The 18,859-nt window shown below is 65.0% G+C and carries 16 protein-coding genes and 1 pseudogene; 4 read left to right on the top strand and 13 right to left on the bottom strand.

The genetic code is table 11. The annotated features are described in order from the left end of the window. Positions 1-400 precede the first annotated feature (400 nt). Entirely contained in the window at positions 401-646 is a 246-nt protein-coding gene (locus AC628_RS07220) for a hypothetical protein (protein ID WP_074126029.1), read from the bottom strand. Positions 647-881: 235 nt separating this feature from the next. On the opposite strand from AC628_RS07220, the gene AC628_RS07215 reads away from it, so the two are divergent. Beyond that, a complete protein-coding gene (locus AC628_RS07215) occupies positions 882-1,262 on the top strand; it encodes a hypothetical protein (RefSeq protein ID WP_143201477.1) in 381 nt (126 codons plus the stop codon). A 1-nt stretch (position 1,263) separates the two neighbouring features. Next, positions 1,264-2,213 (top strand): annotated as a pseudogene (locus AC628_RS07210) (UDP-glucuronic acid decarboxylase family protein). A gap of 39 nt (positions 2,214-2,252) precedes the next feature. Here AC628_RS07210 and gspM read toward each other — a convergent pair. From gspM to AC628_RS07155, 11 genes are all read right to left on the bottom strand, one after another. Continuing rightward, positions 2,253-2,825: a type II secretion system protein GspM gene (gene gspM / locus AC628_RS07205; protein WP_083632674.1), complete on the bottom strand. Its 573-nt coding sequence runs from the start codon at positions 2,823-2,825 to the stop codon at positions 2,253-2,255. Positions 2,826-2,828: 3 nt separating this feature from the next. Beyond that, positions 2,829-3,878, bottom strand: coding sequence for a PilN domain-containing protein (locus AC628_RS07200; protein WP_074126026.1), 1,050 nt, complete (start codon positions 3,876-3,878; stop codon positions 2,829-2,831). Continuing rightward, entirely contained in the window at positions 3,875-4,750 is an 876-nt protein-coding gene (locus AC628_RS07195; protein ID WP_168193321.1) for a type II secretion system protein GspK, read from the bottom strand. The genes AC628_RS07200 and AC628_RS07195 overlap by 4 nt, the downstream gene beginning before the upstream one ends. A 58-nt stretch (positions 4,751-4,808) precedes the next feature. Continuing rightward, positions 4,809-5,543 (bottom strand): PulJ/GspJ family protein, encoded by a 735-nt coding sequence (locus AC628_RS07190; protein ID WP_074126024.1) that lies wholly within the window; start codon positions 5,541-5,543, stop codon positions 4,809-4,811. Further along, complete coding sequence (locus AC628_RS07185; RefSeq protein ID WP_083632672.1) at positions 5,540-6,007, bottom strand: prepilin-type N-terminal cleavage/methylation domain-containing protein; 468 nt, start codon at positions 6,005-6,007, stop codon at positions 5,540-5,542. The genes AC628_RS07190 and AC628_RS07185 overlap by 4 nt, the downstream gene beginning before the upstream one ends. Next, positions 5,979-6,428 carry a prepilin-type N-terminal cleavage/methylation domain-containing protein gene (locus AC628_RS07180; protein WP_074126023.1) on the bottom strand — a complete coding sequence of 150 codons (450 nt, stop codon included), beginning with the start codon at positions 6,426-6,428 and terminating at the stop codon, positions 5,979-5,981. The genes AC628_RS07185 and AC628_RS07180 overlap by 29 nt, the downstream gene beginning before the upstream one ends. Before the next feature lie 9 nt (positions 6,429-6,437). Further along, on the bottom strand, positions 6,438-7,643 hold the full coding sequence (locus tag AC628_RS07175; protein ID WP_074126022.1) for a type II secretion system F family protein: 1,206 nt from the start codon (positions 7,641-7,643) through the stop codon (positions 6,438-6,440). Between the two features lie 7 nt (positions 7,644-7,650). Continuing rightward, positions 7,651-9,372, bottom strand: coding sequence for a GspE/PulE family protein (locus AC628_RS07170; RefSeq protein WP_083632670.1), 1,722 nt, complete (start codon positions 9,370-9,372; stop codon positions 7,651-7,653). A gap of 6 nt (positions 9,373-9,378) precedes the next feature. Then, complete coding sequence (locus AC628_RS07165) at positions 9,379-10,011, bottom strand: RNA polymerase sigma factor (protein WP_074126021.1); 633 nt, start codon at positions 10,009-10,011, stop codon at positions 9,379-9,381. 263 nt (positions 10,012-10,274) lie between these two features. Next, on the bottom strand, positions 10,275-12,734 hold the full coding sequence (locus tag AC628_RS07160; protein WP_074126020.1) for a tetratricopeptide repeat protein: 2,460 nt from the start codon (positions 12,732-12,734) through the stop codon (positions 10,275-10,277). A 185-nt stretch (positions 12,735-12,919) separates the two neighbouring features. After that, a complete protein-coding gene (locus tag AC628_RS07155) occupies positions 12,920-15,112 on the bottom strand; it encodes a tetratricopeptide repeat protein (protein WP_168193320.1) in 2,193 nt (730 codons plus the stop codon). 368 nt (positions 15,113-15,480) lie between these two features. Here AC628_RS07155 and AC628_RS07150 point away from each other — a divergent pair, with 368 nt between their 5' ends. Together AC628_RS07150 and gspG are read left to right on the top strand one after the other, a co-directional pair. Beyond that, positions 15,481-17,403 carry a substrate-binding domain-containing protein gene (locus tag AC628_RS07150; RefSeq protein WP_083632667.1) on the top strand — a complete coding sequence of 641 codons (1,923 nt, stop codon included), beginning with the start codon at positions 15,481-15,483 and terminating at the stop codon, positions 17,401-17,403. Positions 17,404-17,562: 159 nt separating this feature from the next. Beyond that, entirely contained in the window at positions 17,563-18,054 is a 492-nt protein-coding gene (gene gspG / locus AC628_RS07145) for a type II secretion system major pseudopilin GspG (protein ID WP_074126018.1), read from the top strand. Positions 18,055-18,112: 58 nt separating this feature from the next. Here the strand turns inward: gspG and AC628_RS07140 are convergent, their stop codons facing one another. Continuing rightward, a complete protein-coding gene (locus AC628_RS07140) occupies positions 18,113-18,847 on the bottom strand; it encodes a COG3904 family protein (protein WP_074126017.1) in 735 nt (244 codons plus the stop codon). Between the last annotated feature and the right edge of the window lie 12 nt (positions 18,848-18,859).

The raw sequence follows: 18,859 nt of genomic DNA, 5'->3' as shown, positions 1-18,859 counted from the left end.
AACTGCCGACGCCCTCGGACGTGGGGCACGATCCTCGCTCGGAGAGGCATCTCCATTTGGAAATGCGTGCCAAGTAATTGATATCACTGGGGCGAATTCGAACATTTTTTCCAAACGCGGCTTGAAATCGTTGATTAAACAATCAGATTTTGATTCCGCCATTCGGAGGTTCGATCCCTCCCGCCCCAGCCAACACGCAAGCCATTGATTTTGATAATAAAATAGGCGAAGCCCTTGCCGGGCGCTTGCGGCTGATCGGGAAGGCGATTGACCGGCGTCCTTGGGGCGCCGCTGTCGTTTCCTCGCGGGCAAGTGGCCGGCATCGAGTCGCTCGCCGATATAGAATTGAGCGGCGTTCAAATTGTGCCGGACCCGCCGTGGGCGAAAAATATTGCCCGGGTCATCGCGCGGCGGCGCGGCGGCGAAAATGCGCACCGTCGCATTCGGCGAAGACCGACTCGACGTTGCGGACACGTCGGCAGGTGATCTGCGCCATGACGACGCAGTTCTCAACTTCGAGACTGCTCGCCGTTGAGTTGAAATTCGATCGAGACGCGAAAAATTTTTGCACGTTAGCCCGATGTGAATCGTCGCACTCCATCAAGCGATCGGAGGTTGCGCGAAGCCGCATCAGCTCATCGCGCATCACGCAAAACGCGAGCGCTACGAAGCGATCAGCTGCGCACGTTCCGCACTGCGCAGTCATTCACGTAACGCAATGCGGACGAGACAATTACAACGGGAAACGCCACAAAACTGCAATGGCGCGCTGCTATCGTTCAGCGCCTGCCACGTGGCAGCTGCAATGAATGTCCGCAGTGCGTTCGCCTCCCATGCATCGCTCATCTTATCGACAGCTCGTTGTGACGGTGATGGCGGCGATGCTCTCGTCTGCTGCGGACGCGGCTGAATTCACCATCGTCAACGCCTCGAACACGCCGCTGCAGCATCTCTACATTTCGCCGTGCGGAGCCGGGCAGTGGGGCCCGGATCAATTTGCCGAGGCGCTGCCGCCGTCGCGATTGCACACGGTCTCGCGCATCGTGCCGGGCTGCTACGATATCCAATTCGTGGTTGCTCCCTGGAATAACTGCGTGATTGCTGGAGCTGCGCTCCGCCGCAACGAAATCTGGAAGGTCACGCAGTGGACGGTGTTCGGCTCGCAGAGCGGCGATTGCTCGCATGTCGCCGGCTACGTTCCCGCGCGCCGGCGTGCATGGGTCTGGCAACCGGCTTCAAGCTCGGACATCAAGAGAGAGTGACGTGGCAAAGGTGCTGGTGACCGGCGGAGCCGGATTTCTTGGCTCACATCTGTGCGAGCGGCTTGTCGAGCAGGGCCATGACGTGCTCTGCGTCGACAATTACTTCACCGGCAGCCGGGGCAATATCGCGCATCTGATAGGCAATCCCCGGTTCGAAGTCATGCGCCACGACGTCACGTTCCCGCTCTACGTCGAGGTGGACCAGATCTACAATCTGGCGTGTCCGGCTTCGCCGATTCACTACCAGTTCGATCCGGTGCAGACGACCAAGACCAGCGTCCACGGCGCCATCAACATGCTCGGCCTCGCCAAGCGCGTGAAGGCGAAGATCTTGCAGGCCTCGACCTCGGAGGTCTATGGCGATCCGGAGATCCATCCGCAGGTGGAATCCTATTGGGGACACGTCAATCCGATCGGATTGCGTTCCTGTTATGACGAAGGCAAGCGCTGCGCCGAGACGTTGTTCTTCGACTATTGGCGCCAGCACGGCCTGCGGATCAAGGTTGTGCGGATATTCAACACCTATGGCCCGCGCATGCACCCCAATGATGGTCGCGTGGTGTCGAACTTCATCGTCCAGGCGCTCAGCGGCAACGACATCACCATCTACGGAGATGGCCGCCAGACCCGCAGCTTCTGCTACGTCGACGATCTGATCGAGGCGATGATCCGGACCATGAACACGCCGAGCGATTTCACCGGCCCGATCAACATCGGCAATCCCAGAGAGTTCACCATCCGCGAACTGGCCGAGCAGGTCATTGCCATGACCGGATCAAGAAGCAGACTGGTGTTCGCGCCGCTGCCGTCCGACGACCCCCGTCAGAGGCAGCCGGACATTTCGCTGGCGCGCGCGGTGCTTGGCTGGGAGCCAACGATTGATCTCAGCCGCGGCGCCTCGAGCGAACGATCGGTTACTTCCGCGGCCAGTTGAAAGCTGCGGCTGGATAGCGTCCCTTGAGTTGGCCGCCCGTGCGCCGATGCGGACGATCAAGCCGTCCTGCGGCGCCAGAACGCGTGCACCGTCAGGTTGACCTTCAAGACCGGATCGCCGGCGCTGCGCTCGGCGGATCCCCCCGGCTGCACCAGCAGTGCGTCGACGAACACATAGGGCGCGCCGCTCTCGAGCCGGTAGAGCAATGTCTGCAATGCCGCGAGCGAGGCATTCAGGGAGATCTGGAGCCTGATGGCGTCGTTCTTCTCGTCGCGGTCGGCGGGAACCCCCGACGAGACCAGCACCGCGTGCTGACTGGTCACCAGTTCGGACAGATAGGCCTGCAACTGCGCGGTGGCGAGGCCGCTGGTCGGCGCATCCAAGAAAGCCGTCGCCGGCGCCGCGAGACGTTGGGTCTGCGCACGCTTGTTGGCGGCCGGCCGCGAACGCGCCTCGAGCGCTGCGAGTTCGTCGTGCTGTTCGGCGAGGTGTTGCAGGGCATTGGAACGTGCCTGCAGCGCGACCGCGATCGCAATTGCGCAGATCATCAGCAGCGCGCAGAAGCCGCCGACTGCGAAGATTTGCTCGCGGTTGAGGTCGATATCAAAGTTGAGCTTCGCCTTCAGCACGATTCACTCTCCCTCGATCCGGATATGCGGCTCGACGCGGGCCTCGATGTGGAACACGAAGCGGCCGCCATCGGCGTTGCGCGTCGTCGGGGCAAAGAAATGCACATCCTTGAAATGTCCGGAACGTTCGAGCGGCGCGATCAGCGCCGGCGCGTCGCCGGCGAGGCCTGTGATGCGCAGCGTCGCGCCGTCCATGTTCAGCTCGGTGAGATGGGACGTATCGGGGAGGGCGCGGGACAGCGCCTCGACGACGACCACGGCAACCGGCGACGTTTCCTTCAGGGCGCGCGCCCGTTCGGCCGGCGCGAGCGCGGCGATCGCCTCTTTCGACGAATTGCCCATGATCTGGCGCTGCAGTGTTGCAAGGCGCGATCCGACCTCGTCGTTCTCGCCGTCTGCGGATGCCGCGGCCATGAAAGCCCAGACATTGACGGCCAGTGTCAGACAGACCGTTCCGACCATCAGGCCGGCGGCCATTCGGCGTGTCCGCGCGAGATTGCTGTCGGTCGCATCGGCGAGACGGGACCACAGCGTGATCGCTCCGTCATCGCGGCCCTTGCCGGCGACGACGCGGTCGACCCGCAGCCCCAGCGCGCGGAGCTCGCCGCACGCCTCGTCGAGCGTCGCGCGCGAGGTGGCGAGGACCTGCACATTGAGGATATTTGCATCCGCTCCGGCGGCGACCCTGAAGCCATAGGCGGCCTGGCTCGCCCGCCAAGGAAACAGCCGCTCGATCTGATTGCGCACGATGCCCGCCAGCAGATCGCGCGCCTGTGCCGGGACAGTCATCGCGCGCGAAACGATATCGGAGGCAGGAAGCTCGAGAATGACGAAGGATTTCTGCGCGGCGCGAACGATCTCGTCCGGCAGCCCGACACCCGCGGTCCCCGCCGCGAATGTCGATCGTGTCGATGTCTTCGCGTCTTCAAGAACCCATTCGCTGCCGACCCTGGTCACCTTCAACCAATGCCTGGCGCGACGCCGCTCCTGCCAGCCAAGCCAGAGCCGGACGAGGATGTCGATCCAGCGCCGCATGATCACGTCGATGTTCATCGGCGCGCCTCCAGCGCTGCGACGACGCCTGTCGTTGCGAACCGCGATACCGGTGTCCAGGCCAGAACGCGGTACGGTTGCTTGTCGTCGGGGAGCAGCACGATGAATGCCCTGGCCGCGGCGGTGTATCCGCCGGTCGTGCCCGCGACGAGGTTCACCGCGATCACATGCGTCTGCTGCGCCTTGAGATATTTCTGCGCCGGCCCAAGCAGGAAGGCGAGCCGCTCAGGATCGGCGAACGGAGAGCTCCGCATGTCGAGGAAGGCGTCGAGGCGCTCCGCATCGAACGACGGCAGGGCCCGCAGCACCGCGACCGGCGCGGTGAGCGGATTGACGCCGTCGCTGCCGAACACGGTGATCAGGGGTGCCATCGCAGCCATCCATTGCGGCTGCATGCCGGGAATATCAGCGATCTGCCCGACGTCGGTGAACGGTGCGGCGGCGGGCGCGGGCTGGTCCGGTGTATCCGGCGCCGATGGCTTCGCTGCATTGTTCGATCGCGGTTGCGCATCGTTCGGTCGCGCTTGCCCCGCGGCATCGCGCAACGCGACGATCCGTTGCGCCACGATGCCGGCATCGTCATCCTCGGCACCGACCGAGCGCAGCAGTGATGCGAGCAGTTCGACCGGGGCTCTTCCGATGTCGATGCGGCCGCCCTCATCGCTGACGGTCAGCCGAACCGATCCGGCCGCGAATGTCAGTGTGGTGCTGCGCTCGGCGAGCGGGGCGTCGCGCAACGCCGCAACGATGCCGGCGGCGGCTTCGAGCCCTGCGCTCAGGAGTCCGTCGGCCTGCACGCGTTCGCGATCGATCCGGACGATGCCGGCGAGACTGCGAAACTCGTCGAGGTGGCCATGGCGAGCGCGGCGCACAGTGCGATCGCCCATAGCACGGCGAGCAGAACCATGCCGCGTTGGGTGTGAAGCCTGTTCATCGGCGTGCTCCCGGCGGCGGGTCCTTGGCCGGCGGCTCCTTCGATGCGGACTTCCCGGCGACGCACTCGGCGTTGGCTCCGGGCTGGGCGCAGCCCATCGGCGCGTCGGCGCGCAGCGCGAACTGAACGCCAGGCAAGAGATCGGCACCGCTGGCGCGGTCGCGAACGGTCAGCCGCACCAGCCCTGGCAGCAGCGGCTGCCCGATCCATGTCGCGCTCCAGGACAAGGTCCCGTCCGGGCCTGAACTTCCAAACGCAAACGCGATGTTGACCTGGCCCTCGATCAGACGAACGGGATCCTGCAGCGCGACGCCCGCGAACGGCGTGCGTTGCCCTTGCCATCGAGCACGGCGCCGGACCAGATGATTGACGCCATCGGTCTCCTCGACTTGCAGGCTGACCACTTCCTCGCCCCGGCCGCCACCCGCGCTGCTTCCGGTGACGAACGTCATCTGGTTCGCATCGCCATTGAAGGCGGCTGCCGCGTCCGCGCCGTCACCTTGCTTCACCTGCCGGGCGGACCCGATGTCCGCGGCAAGGCGGTCGACCGCGAGCAGCAACTGATCGGTCTTTCCCACCAATCCTGTCCTGCGGTCGAAATTCAGCGCGACGTTGTTGATCAGCACCGCGGTTGCGGCAATCACCGCCGACCCGATCGCGAGCGCGGCAAGCACCTCGATCAGCGTGAAGCCGCGCGCCGCATGGCGCCCCGGGCGAAGGGCTGCGCTCATTCGTCGGCTCCCAATCCGAGCCGCAGCGTATCCGCGCTGACCATCTGTCCGGGCGCCCACGACACCGTCGCAACGAGATGATATGCGATCCAGTTCGGACGCTTGGTCGCTTGCCCCTCCTTCTTGTCCGGCGCGGCTGCGGCCGGCGTGTCCCGCCGCGCGACCATGGCGTCGACGAACATCGGCTCCGATGTAACGGACCAGCGCAGACCGGCAGTCTCACCGTCGCGTGTTCCATTTGTGAGGATCGAACGGTCGACCGGCGAATCGAGGATCGTGCGCAACAAGACCTGTGCCGCAATACGGCCGTCGATCTTGTCCGCGATCCGGCGGGCGTAAAACAGGTGCGGGCCAAGCACCGACACAAACGCCAGGAGCAGCGCCAATGCCACCAGCGCCTCGATCAAGGTGAAGCCTGCCTCAGCCGCGCGAGGTTCAGGGCAGGTCGACCGCAACACGGCCATTGTACCAGTTGACGTCCACCTCATAGCGCACATTCTCCCAGGAGAGCTTCACTACCGAGCCGGTCGAAGCGCCGTCCGGCTCGAACCGCACGACCGCCTGCCGTCCCGACCAGAGCTCGTTGACGCCGGTCACGTCGACCCGGACGTCGCGAGGGATCGCGATCGTGCCAGCCTGTGCGACGATCGTCCGCGCATTCCCGTCGAGCGACACGCTGCGGCTTTGGCCGATGAGAATAGCCGCAAGTCGCTCGCGTCGGAGCAGGGCTGCGGTCTGCAGCGTCAACGCCTTCAGGCTGCCGCGCCCGGTGCCGGGAACCGTCGTCACCACCAGCGATGCCAGCATCGCGATGATCAGCATCACCGCCATCATCTCGATCAGGGTGGAGCCCGCCGTCGAACCGCTGGTTGTCGCGCGTGTCATCGGCCATCCCTACATCGCAAGCTCGGTGATGCTGAGCAGCGCACTCATGATCGACACCACCAGCGTTCCGATGCCGATGCTGACCGCGATGATGGTGATGGGTCCGATCGCACCCATCAGCCGGTCGAGGCCAATGGCGAGGCGCTGCTCGTAGAGATCAGCGGCGTGCTGCGCGATTGCCGACAGGTCTCCGGTCTCGTCACCGACCCTGAGCATGCGGATTGCGAGCGGCGGCACCAGATCGCTCTCGGACAGTGCCTCGATGAAACGGCGCCCGTTGCGCACCTGCTCATGTACCTGCTCGACTGCCGCGGCGTAGCGGGGCTCGGTCATGATGTCGCGCAGGATCTTCAGCGCGGTCGGCAATGCGACGCCGTTCTCGACCAGCAGCCCGAGCGTGCCGATGAAACGGGCGGTGCGGCGATCGTGCATCGGGCCGGACACGCCGGGGATGGCCGCGAGCAGCGCCATCAGCGAGGCCCGCGCAGCCGGCTGGCGCAGGATCAGCCAACCGAGCAGCAGCACCGCGCCGCAGCCGCCAAGGAATGTGTTGAGATGGGCGCGCAGCCAGGTAGACATTGTGAGCGCAAAGGCCGCGCCGGAATTGAGGCGTCCGCGCAGCTCGGTGAAGACCGATTCGAATTGCGGCACGACATAGAGCAGGAAGAAGAACAGGATGACGAGCGCCGACCCGACCAGGAACATCGGATAGCGAACCGCTGACGTGATCCGTTGCGACAGCTGCTCGCGCCGCGTCCGGTCCTCGACGATCGCGCGCAGCACCACCTCCAGCTTGCCGGACGCCTCGCCGGCGCGCACCATCGCGATGTAGATCTGTTCGATGATCTGGTTGTGGCGCTCAAGCGCCTCGGCGAAGCCGTCGCCGCCGGAGACCGCGGAGCGCAGTCCGCCGGCAAAGCGCGCCACCGCCTTGTTGGTGTCTTCCTCCAGGGTCTGCAGCGCCGCTTCCAACGTCAGTCCCGAGCGGAGCAGCAGCGCCAGCAGGCGGAGGAACGTGGTCAGTTCGCGTTGCCGGGGCAGGCCGCCGCTTGAGATGTCGGCGCGCAGCGCGCTGCGGCCGGCGATCTCGGCCTCCACCGGGAGGTGGCCGAGATACTCGATCCGTCGCAGCACCTCCTCGCGCGAGGGCGCGTCGACGTCGCCGAGAATGATCTCTCCGGCCTTGGTCAACGCGCGATAACGGTAGTGCGGCATGACCTTCCTACAGGCTCATGGTCAGTCTGAAGATCTCGTCGAGCGTGGTCTGCCCGGCACGAAGTTTTGCGACACCGTCCTCCGTCATTGACGTCATGCCGGCGCGCCGGGCCACGGCTTCAAGATCGGAGGCATCGGTCTTCGGACCGATCGACCGACGCAGCGCCGGGCCGATTTCCATGATCTCGAACACGCCCTTGCGACCGCGGAATCCGGTCGAGCCGCACCAGTCACAGCCCTTGGGCCGGCAAACCACCTCGCCAGCCTCGATGCCGAGTGTGGCATAGCGTTCGTCGGCCGCGATGTCCGCCGCCGACAGCGTGTGGCGTTCCTTGCAGTGGTCGCACAGGATCCGGACCAGCCGCTGTGCCACGATCACCCGTGCGCACGACGCCAGCAGGAAGCTCTCGATTCCCATGTCGATCAGGCGGGTGACGGCGCCGGCGGCGGTGTTGGTGTGCAGCGTCGTCAGCACCAGATGGCCAGTCAGCGCGGCGTGGACGCCGATATGGGCCGTCTCGGAGTCGCGCATCTCGCCAACCATGATGACGTCGGGGTCGAGCCGCATGAAGGAGCGCAGCGCCGACGCGAAGGTGAGCCCGATGCCCGGATGCACCTGCGTCTGGGTGATGCCAGGTATCTGGTACTCGACGGGGTCCTCGATGGTCAGGATCTTACGGGTGGGCTCGTTGATCACGGCGAGCGATGCTGCCAGCGTCGTCGTCTTGCCGGAACCGGTCGGGCCGGTGACGATGACCATGCCGTAGGGCGCGAGCAGCGCCTTGCGCAGGACCGCTTCGTGATGCGCGCTGAGTCCGATCTGGTCGAGCGAGACCAGGCCGGCACCCTTGCGCAACAGTCGAATGACGGCGCATTCGCCGTGCATCGTCGGCATGGTGGCGACGCGCAGGTCGATCTCGTTGCCGCCGACCTGGATGTGTGCACGTCCATCCTGGGCCAGTCGGCGCTCGGTGATGTTAAGGCCTGCCATGATCTTGAGGCGCGACAGGATGCCTTTGGCCATCGCCATCGGCGGTGCCGGCACGTTCTTCAGCATGCCGTCGACGCGCAGGCGCGCCTGCAATGCGTTGCCGGCCGGCTCGATGTGCAGATCGGTCGCGCGCTGCTCGACGGCGAGGCGGAGCAGATCATCAAGCGCGCGCACCACCGGCGCACCGCGCGCGAGATCGCGCAAATTGTCGAGATCGTCCTCGCCGGCGCCGGTCCCGGCCTGCGGAGCATCGCCCGGTTGATCCGGCTCGAGCCGCAGCGACAGCGCGGCCTCAAGATCGTCGGCGGTCGCCGCCGCGAGTGCAACCGGCCGGCGCAGCATGAGCTCGACCGCGCGCAACGTCTCGTCGTCGATCGGGGAGGCCACCGCGAGACGCAACGTCCCGGCCGTGCCCTCGTAAGGAAAGAGGCGTTCCTCCCTGAGGAATCGCGCGGACATCTCATTGCCGGCAAAGCGTCCGTCCACCAGATCGTCGCGACGGACCCGATCGCAGCGATAGAAGCTCGCCAGCTCGTCGGCCAGCGCCGACGGCGTCAGCTTGGTAACGGCGCTCCAGTCGACATGGCCAGCCGACCCGTCGCCGTTACGCGGACGACCGGCGCCGTCATCTTTCTGGCTGTCGCGCAACGCGCCCTTGCCGGCGAGATACGCCATGAAGTCGATCGGCGTGGCGGCTGGTGTCGCCGGCGCATTGCTTTCACGCGCTAGCCTTGCCATCGTGCATCACCTGCTGCCGCCCAACGGCAATCGCCGGCCAAGCACCGTATCGCCATCGCTCGCGGGATGAAGCGCGGCGCGGTCGCGCTCGGTGAATGGATTTCGGCGCCGAAACGCAACCCGCGGCATCTGCGCATTCCGATCGATGCATACTGCGCAATGCACCAGCGCCTGCTTGATCTCGACCTGGACCGTGCGCACGCTGATGCCGAACCGCTTGGCCACTTGTTGCAACGGGACTTCTTCAACGCATATCGCCATGAAGATCTCCCGGCGACGCGTCGGTAACTCCTGGATGGCGCGGCGGAGCGCGGTGATCTCGGATCGCGCCTCGATGATCCGGTCCGGGCCGGGAGTGTCGTCCGGCAGGTCGAACAGCGTATCCGCTTGCGGCACCGTCCGACGGCGTCGTTCGGCAACACGCCGGTTGCTGATGGCGCTCATCGCCACGCGGAACAGATATGCGGGCAGATCGCGAACGGGACCGATGCCGTCCGCCTTGCTCAAGCGCAGAAACGTATCCTGCAAGGCCTCGTCGGCGAGATCTGCCGACCCGGTCCGTCGCGTCAAACGTTGTTTGAGATCGTCGTAGCTTGTGACGAGGAGCGCGAGCAACGCCGTTCGATTGGTGTCGCTCATTACTGGGGCCCCATCCCCAACCGCGGCAATCGTCACATTTCAATTCGGTCGCGACACTTCTAGCTGCGGTTGGTGACATGGAAATGAAACCACAGCGAGTGCTCACGTCGCGACATGCGGAGCCACGATCGACGATGCAGAATTGACCTGCGTGCTGCGCGAGTGCTGCGCGCGTCGCGGCTGCGACTGCACATCCGCAGGATCCGTCGCAGGCGCCGGACACGATGGAAGTACGAACGTTGTCACCGGTAACGAGACGCATGTCACGACATTTCGCTGACGACCGAGTTCCGCTGCGCAGTCTGCGCCCGTTCGATTCCGAGCAAGGCTGCCGCACTTCCGGCATCGATCGCCAATGCCTCGCGGAAACTCGTCGATGCTTCATCGGGTTGTTCGAGCGAGAGATAGAGATCGGCAAGCGCGCAATGGGCAGTCACCCGGCGCGGATCGAGCGCAACCGCGTGTTTCAGGCTGATCTCGGCGCCCTGCGGATTGCCGCGCGCGGCGCATGCGCGACCAAGCGCTTCGTAGAATTCCGAAGACTGTTGCTGATTGATCCTGGTCGCTGCCAGGAAATGCAGCATGGCGTTGTCGAGATCGCCGAGCTCGCACAATGCCAGTGCGTATTGCGCATGCAGTGCGTCACTGGCGGGGGCGAGTTCCAGCGCCTTGCGGTAATGTTGATGAAGCTGGCGCTTCAACACATCGGCATCCATGCCGCTCGCCTGCTCGTGACCAGCGAGCTTGCGCAGCGCATTCGCATACGCCGCATGGACATCGACGCTCGACGGCGTAAGCTCGATTGCCTTGCGGTATTGAGCAACCGCTTGCTCCGCCCTCTGAGTAGCGATCAGCACATCGGCGAGCGCAACACGCGCCGGCGCCAGGTCGGGCGCCGCCGTCACCGCAGTCTGCAACAGCGTGTACGCGCGTTCGTGATGGCCGCGGCCAAGCTCGATCGCGCCGAGATTGCACAGTGAGTTGACGTGTCCGTGATCGAGGGAGAGAACGTGCTCGAACAGTTTCGTGGCGCGATCCGAATTGCCTGCGCGATGCTGACGGCATGCCTCGACGAACAGGGCGTCGCATAGCAGCGCGTCGTTCTCATGCTGCGGTACGGTCATCCTGAGCGCGGAGGTCATGATCGGATCGGCGATCCATTCCGCCGCCGGCTCGGACCCGGCTCCGGCGAGCGACCTGAGCTCGGCGTTCAGCCGTCCGATCACCTCAACCCAATCGCCCGGTCTGGTCTGCCGGAACAGCCGGGCTTGCGGATACCACGGTGTATCGCTGCGATCCCGAAGCCATCGCCAATCGCTGCCGTTGGCGAGCAGAATCCAGACCGGCTTGCCCATCGCACCGGCCAGATGCGCGATGGCACTGTCGATCGAGATGACGAGGTCGAGATTGCCGATGATCGCGGCCGCATCGGCGAACGACGCCGCGTCGATTTGCGCACCGGCATCGAGGATGCGATCGTCGAAAGCAGCGAGCTGCTCGCGTCCGCGGCCGATCTGCAGGCTGACAAATCGCGCGCCCGGACAGTCGAGCAGGGGACGCAGCAGATCGAGCCGGATCGAGCGGCGCTGATCATTGAGATGGCCGGGATTGCCTTGCCACACCAGTCCGATGGACATGCCGTGGCCAGGACTGCCGCCGAGGCGTTCGCGCCATCGCGTGACCAGGTCCGGATCGGGGGTGACATAAGGTGTTGCGGCGGGAACCGTGTCGACTTGCGTGTCGAAGATCAGCGGCAAGGACAGCAGCGGCAGGTGGACGTCGAATGCCGGCGCCATGGTCGCGTCACTGACCACATCATCGATGCCGGCGACGGTTTGCATCAGGGACAACAAGACCTGCGGCGTGCGCAGGATCACGCGGCCGCCCCGCGCTTTCACCATCGACGTGTAGCGCACGAATTGAAGGGTGTCGCCAAAGCCCTGCTCGGATTGCAGCAGGATGGTCCTGCCGGCAAGATACTCACCCTGCCAGCGCGGCCGGTCGGTCGAGATTAGATGCTTGCTGACACGCGGGTCCGACAATCGTCCTTCATACTCCGCCCATGCCGCCGACCAACTGCCGACGCCGAACAGGCAGACGGCAAGCACGGCGCGCAGTTCCGCGCGCATGGGGTATCGTTCCAGCGCGTCGCGCAGCAACGTGATGCCTGCGTCATGGCGGTTCGTGTCGCTGAGCAACCATCCGAAATCGACGATCGCATCGATATAGTCGGGTGCGCTCGCAATCAGGTCGCGGAATACGTCGTCGGCGAAATCGCTCAGCTCCAGCATCGCCAGCGCGCGGGCGAGGCCAAGCTGCGCCGCTACATTGTCCGGCCGCAGCGTCAGCGCAGCCGTGTAGGCTGCCAGCGCCTGCGGATACTGGCGGCCCTTCAGCAGCAGAACCCCGAGATTGCCGTGCGCTTCACCGTCGGCCGGATTGAGCCTGACTGCTTCCTCGAGCAACTCCAGCGCGCGCTCGTCCTCGTCCCGCTGCAGCGCGATCACGCCGCGGATATGCAGGACGTGTGGCCGCACCGCGGGTTCCTGCTCCATGGTTTCGAGCAGCAGATCCGCGCTGTCCAGCTGGCCGTCGCGAAACAGCGCGATGGCACGGTTCATGACGGTCTGGATGAATTCGGCGCGCCGCTCGGACGAAGCTTGATTCAGCATCGCCAGGCCTGCGCGCATCGTCTGCGCTTCGCTGACCCCCGCTTTCGACATCAACGCACCCTCTACTCTCGACCTGCGCGTTCCGCGCAATTCATCGGCGGACCGCAGCTTGTCCGCTTCGCCAGCGATTGCGACCAAAGCGCGATGAGATGGGGTTGGATCGTCATCGCGCTTTAGCTCTTTAGTTTGAGCATGATCTCTTCGCAGAACCGCTTCGCACTTTTCCGGATCACGCTCTAGGCCGCCGTGTTGGTGCGGGCCTCGCACCATTCCGCCCAGAGCCTCATCAATTCGCGGGAGAGATTGTCGGCGAAGCGCGGCGCGTCGCAGAGCGGCGAGGCCGCTACGCGATCGCGCAGGCTGCGGCGCAACTCGGCGAGTTCATCGCGGCGGTGCGTCCAGCCGACTGCCATGGCGACGTAGTCGTCGATGCTGTCTGCGCAGAAGCTGCTCAGTCCCGCCGCGGTGAGATGGGCCGCCGAGTGACGGCCGGCGAACGTATCGCCGACGAAGGTCACGGTCGGAACGCCCATCCACATCGCCTCGAGCGTCGTGACGCCTGCAGAATAGGGAAACGGATCGAGCGCGACGTCGACCTCGCCATAGGCCACAAGCAGCTTGTCCTGCTCGGTTTCGCCGACCAGCTCGACCCGCTCGCGCGGCACGCCGCCCTGGCCGAGCACGTTGTAGACCGCATCGCGCGTGCTGGTCTCGCCGAGGCCGCCATAGACCATCAGGATGCGCGATTCCGGCACCTGCTCGAGAATCCGCGCCCAGGCCTTGCCAAGCTCGCTGTTGAGCTTCGCCGGACGATTGAAGCAGCCGAAGGTGAAGCGGCCACCGCTCAGGCTCGGCAGCGGCGGCACCTCAGGCGCCTTGGCCGGCGGGTGATAGCAGACATAGCAGTCGGGCAGGCGGATCGGACGCTCGATATAACTCGCATCGTGCTCCGGCGGAATCTCCACCGGATCGGCGATCAGGCCGTCGTACGTATCGAGCCCGACTGTGCCGACATAGCCGGCCCAGCTGAGCTGGATCGGCGCCGCGCGCATTGCAAACAGCGAGAGGCGGTTGCCGGCAGTGTGCCCGGCAAGATCGAACAGGACGTCGATCCGGTCTTCGGCGATCTGTTGCCCAAGGGCCTGATCGTCCAGCCCGGAGACATCGCGCCAGGACAGCGAGATCTCCTTGTAGCGTTCGCTGAAGTCGTCGTCCTGTCGCTTGCTGTCGGTCTTGTAGCAGAAGATCTCGTAGCCGGGTGCGGCGAGCGCCTCGAAGGCGCGCAGGACCAGGAACGACACGGCATGGCGATGCAGGTCCGCCGACACCAGGCCAAGCCGCGGCTTGCGCGCCGGATCCGGGGCGTTGGCGAACGCAAGACGACTGAGCGGCGCGCTCGGCCGATAGAGCACCGCCCATCGCCGATGCTCGCGCAGCAGCTCGGCGCGTGTCACGCCGGGCTTGTGTTGAAGTGCGAACAGCAGGGTTCCGGCGATGCCGGCGCTGCCGGGATCGAGCTCGCCTGCGCGCCGATAGGCCGCGACGGCCTCCTCGATGCGACCCTGTCCGAGCAATCCGAAGCCGCGGCCGACGTGGTGCTCCGCCTGCAGCGGATCGATCGCAAGCGCGCGATCGACATAAGAGAGTCCGCGCTCGAACGCGCGATGATTGATCAGGAAGTGGCCATAGAGATATTGCGGCAGCGCGACGGTCGGCGCGCTCTCGGCGGCGATCTCGAACAGCCGCGCTGCCTGCTGGTCGCGCGCGGCGATGCCGAAATTCATGCCGAGCTCGATGATCGCCTTGTAATTGTCGCTGTCGATCGTCGAGGCGGCGCGGAGATCGTCGACCGCCTTGTCGAATTGTCCGTCCATCACATAGGCGAGGCCGCGGGTGCGGTAGGCTTCTCCGTATCCGGCGTCGAGCTCGATCGCCTTGTCCAGCGCCACGAGGGCCTCGCTGCGCCGGTTCTCGGTCAGGAGCGCAAGGCCGAGGCTGTATTGCGCGAGCGGCATGTTCGGCAGCAGGCGCAATCCGTCCTGGAGATAGGGAATGCCGTCCCGGGTGCGCCCGGTCCGCGCAAGGCAGGTGCCGATCTCGGCCAGTGCCGGCGCGTGCGTCGGTGTCACCCTGAGTTCCGCAGCGAACGCCTCGCGCGCGTCGTCGAAACGATCGAACCGGCACAGCGCGACGCCCTTGCAGTAATTGAAGCCGGACTGGTCGGGCGCGAGCCGCGCGGCTTCGTTGAATGCGCGCAGCGCCTGGCGCCAGCGGTCCTGGCGTGCATGCGCCACGCCTTCCTGATGCAGCGCTTGCGCTCGCTTCAGATCGGTCGATGGATAGCTGCCGTTTGTCAGCGAGCGCGCCAAAATTGCATGGCCGCCATGCCCCACATGAATCGCAAGACGCCCGCTCGAGTTGTCTTCCATGTGGGAGGCCTCGCTTGAATGAAAGCCCGTGTAGATTGTTTCATCGACAATCTACGATCAGACGGAGAGCCGTCGGACGATGAGTCCATAGAGCATCCGGCGAGGTATTGCCAAGATGTTTTTCGGACACTGATCGAAAAAAATCCCTGCGCGAAGCCTATTGTCGAATTGTCTATCAGACGTGAAGTCAATCATCGGCGACGGAGACATGACGTCGACGGCAGAGGTACTTGCCTAATCATAGATTCATTCCAATAAATCTTGAATAGGCGGCAAAATAAGCTTCTTATTGTTTGAAGATTACTTTGCGCTCTCATGACGACGCAATGACGATGTGCCGGTGGTGATCAACCCACAGGAACAGCGCAATGAAAATGCAAACGTCCAAATACATGCTCGGCACCGCTTCGGTGCTCGCCCTGCTCGCGTCCTCGACCATCACGCCCGCGAACGCGCAGGCCTCCACCGCCACTGCCGGCATCTACGCGGGCGGCAGCACGCTCGCCTCGGAAGCCTTCCGCCAGATCTTTGACTGCTACATGGGCGGCATCGTCGGCTCCGGCACCAGCTATCCCGACGGCTTCGCGTTCAACGCCGGCTTCCCGGCGCCGGGCAAGCTGCCGACCACCTGCACGCTGGTCAGCCTGCCGGTGCAAGGCATGTATGCCGGCGTCGGCAGCGGCAACGGCGTCCGCGGCTTCATCACCAACAATCCGCAGCAGTGGTACAACGGCACGGTGACGCCGAACGCGTCGGCCAACATTTTGATCAACACGCCGCTGCCCGCGAACCAGCCCGCGATGATCGACCTCGCCAATCCGGGCAGCCCGGCGACCAAGTTCGGCAGCTATCCGTATCCGCGCGTCGATATCGGCCTGTCGGACTCGCCGCTCGGCAGCACCCTGGCGGCCCTCACGACGTCGTCCGTCAGCTTCAACCCGACGCAGAGCTGGACGACCACCGGCGGCGCGCTGACCCAGATCACGCTGAACAGCACCTCGACGGCTTCGGTCGCCTACAACACCACGGTCTACGGCAGTCCGATCCAGATCCCGGCGTTCGAAGTCAACGTCGCGATCGGCGTCAACACCAGCACGATGACGGTGAACTCGGCCGTCGTCGGCACCGGTGTAACCCCCGGCACCCAGGCCAACCAGGGCGCCGCCATCCAGCTCTCGACGGCGCAGATGTGCGCCATCTTCACCGGCCTGGTGACCGACTGGAACAACACGACGCCCAACAACATCCCGTATCTCGACAAGACCGGCGCGCAGCAGCTCGCCGCTTTCGACTACACCAACCCCAACAGCTCGGGCACCGCGCAGGCCTACTCGACCTCGTCGCTGCCGATCCGGATCGTGTACCGCGGCGATGGCAGCGGCACGAGCTTCATCCTGACCAACTATCTCAAGGCGGTCTGCCCGCTGCTCGATACGGCGACCGGCACCTACGGCTACAAGTCGATCTTCAACACCACGACCCTGCCGAGCACGTCCTTCACCAACCTGATCGCCCGTATCGACGCCGTCCGCGGCGCCGGTCCGTGGTCGGTGACCACGACCGTTACGACCAATGCGTGGATCAGCGCGACAGGCAGCGGCGGCGTGGCGTCGGCGATCAGCACCGACAGCAGCAAGGCCGGCCGCATCGGTTACGTCAGTGCCGACTTCACCCAGCCTTACACCACCCAGGTTGGGACCATCGCGGCGCCGCGCTCGGCGGCTCTGTCGAACGAGCAGCTGCGTGGTGCCGGCACCTATGTTCCGAACAACGGGGGATCGACCACCCTGGCGTTCATCGCACCGACGCCGGATGGCGCTGCTGCCGCGTGGAGTGACACACGGCTCAAGACGCCGGCCACGACCTGGACCTGGAACGACTACAACATCTACGCCAATGTGTTCGGCACTGTCACCCAGTCGGGCGTGACCGTCACCGGCCTGCCGGTACTGCCGCTCACGAACAAGCTGAACGCCTATCCGCTCAGCGGCACGACGTTCCTCGACCTCTATAGCTGCTACAACGTCCAGGCCGACGCCAACCGCAAAACCAACCTGGTCAACTTCCTAACCACCTACGTCGCCGGTGCCGACTCGACCGATCCGAACTTCGATCCGGATGTCTCGGCGGTGATCGAGAATGCCGGCTTCCACCCGGTGCCGGTTAGCTATGCGCAGAACATCAAGAAGCAGTACTGGGGCACGCTATCGACTGCCATCAGCGCGGCTGCCGCCACCCAGACAAACGGCTGCTTGAATGTCGCCAACGGCGCCAGCGGCGGCGCCAAGTAAGTCGGCGCATTGCGGACGGTGCAATCGCGATTGCGCCGCACCGAGATAGCGTCGAGCACATGACAAGGCCGGGCGCCTCAATCGAGGCGCCCGGAACTATTCACAGAGCGCGCCGGCAAATCGCGTGATGACGCTGTGCAGCTCGTTGGATGAACAACGATGTCGAAGCAAAACTCGATCCTTGTTTCCAGGCGTATCGACCGCGACAAGACGCGGCAGGGCGAGCGCGGATTCACGCTTGTCGAGATGCTGGTCGTCATCGCCATCATCGGCTTGATCATGGGACTGGTCGGGCCGCGCGTGCTGAGTTACCTGAGCGAATCGAAGGTCAAGGCCGCCAAGATCCAGATGCGGAGCTTCGCGAGCGCGCTCGACCTGTTCCAGCTCGATACCGGCCGCTACCCGTCGACTGCGGAGGGGCTCACGGCGCTGGTGCAGCGGACGTCGGGCGCGGCCAACTGGAACGGTCCTTATCTCAAGGGCGGCGTGGTTCCGAATGACCCCTGGAGTCATCCCTATATCTATCGGGCGCCCGGCGAGCACGATGCCTACGACATTCTCTCCTATGGCTCCGATGGACAGGAGGGAGGCAGCGGGACCGCCGGCGACATTTCGCTGGACAAGCTGACGAGCGCCGCCAGCAACGAGTGACACGGCTGCGATCGCGGTGTGCGTTCAACGAGCTCTTCCGCGTCAGGCCGCCTCGGCCTTACTTCCCTTGCCAAGGCAAAACGCGCTGGTCCGGTTTGCCAGTCGCCTCACGCGGGCGCCGATCGGCGCCTCGCGATCTCGTTGCTGTGCCTTCCGGCTGCGTCTCGAGCCCGGCAAGCCATCGATCGTCGGGCGAGTTTGGCAGCGGCGTGTGGCGTCCGGGCCGATCGGTCATGATGGCGCCCATGGCGCGCAGATCGTCCGGCGTCAGCCAGGCGATCTCGTGGGCGTGGGTCGCCACCATCTGTCCGATAATGCGCGGCGGCACGCCGAATCCGCTGGCGACACGGGCCATGGCGATCGTCGCCTCCTCGGTCTGCGCCGTTTCGTGGCCGAATTTGTCGGACACGCCGTGGACGCCGATCGCGGCCTCATAGCTCGCGAACTTCTCGTTCCCCGCCGCGAACACGATGAAGCAGGCCGATGCGCAGCGCGAACCGGCCGCAACGATGGTCGGCAGCTTCGCCCTGCGGATCAGACCGGCGAGCTTGACCGCCTCGGCGAGGCTGCCGCCCGGTGAATCGAGCCGCACCGCCGAGATCAGGCGGTTGCCGTCGTTGGCGGCCTTGATCAGCGCTTCCGCGGCCTCGGTGTCACCCTGCGCGACGTCGCCGCTGAGCGCGACAATGGTGACGTCCCCCTTCAGGGTCACGCTGCTCAGCTCGGCGGCGGTCGCGGCTGTGCTGAAGACGGCTGCACCGAGCACCCTCAGCATGGATGAAACGACCGCCATCGGATGCCTCAG

It is taken from the genome of Bradyrhizobium sp. NAS96.2 (assembly GCF_001908235.1).
Classification (GTDB): Bacteria; Pseudomonadota; Alphaproteobacteria; order Rhizobiales; family Xanthobacteraceae; genus Bradyrhizobium.
The sequence above is the reverse complement of the archived record's forward strand: the minus strand, read 5'-3'. Positions and strand labels throughout refer to the sequence as shown.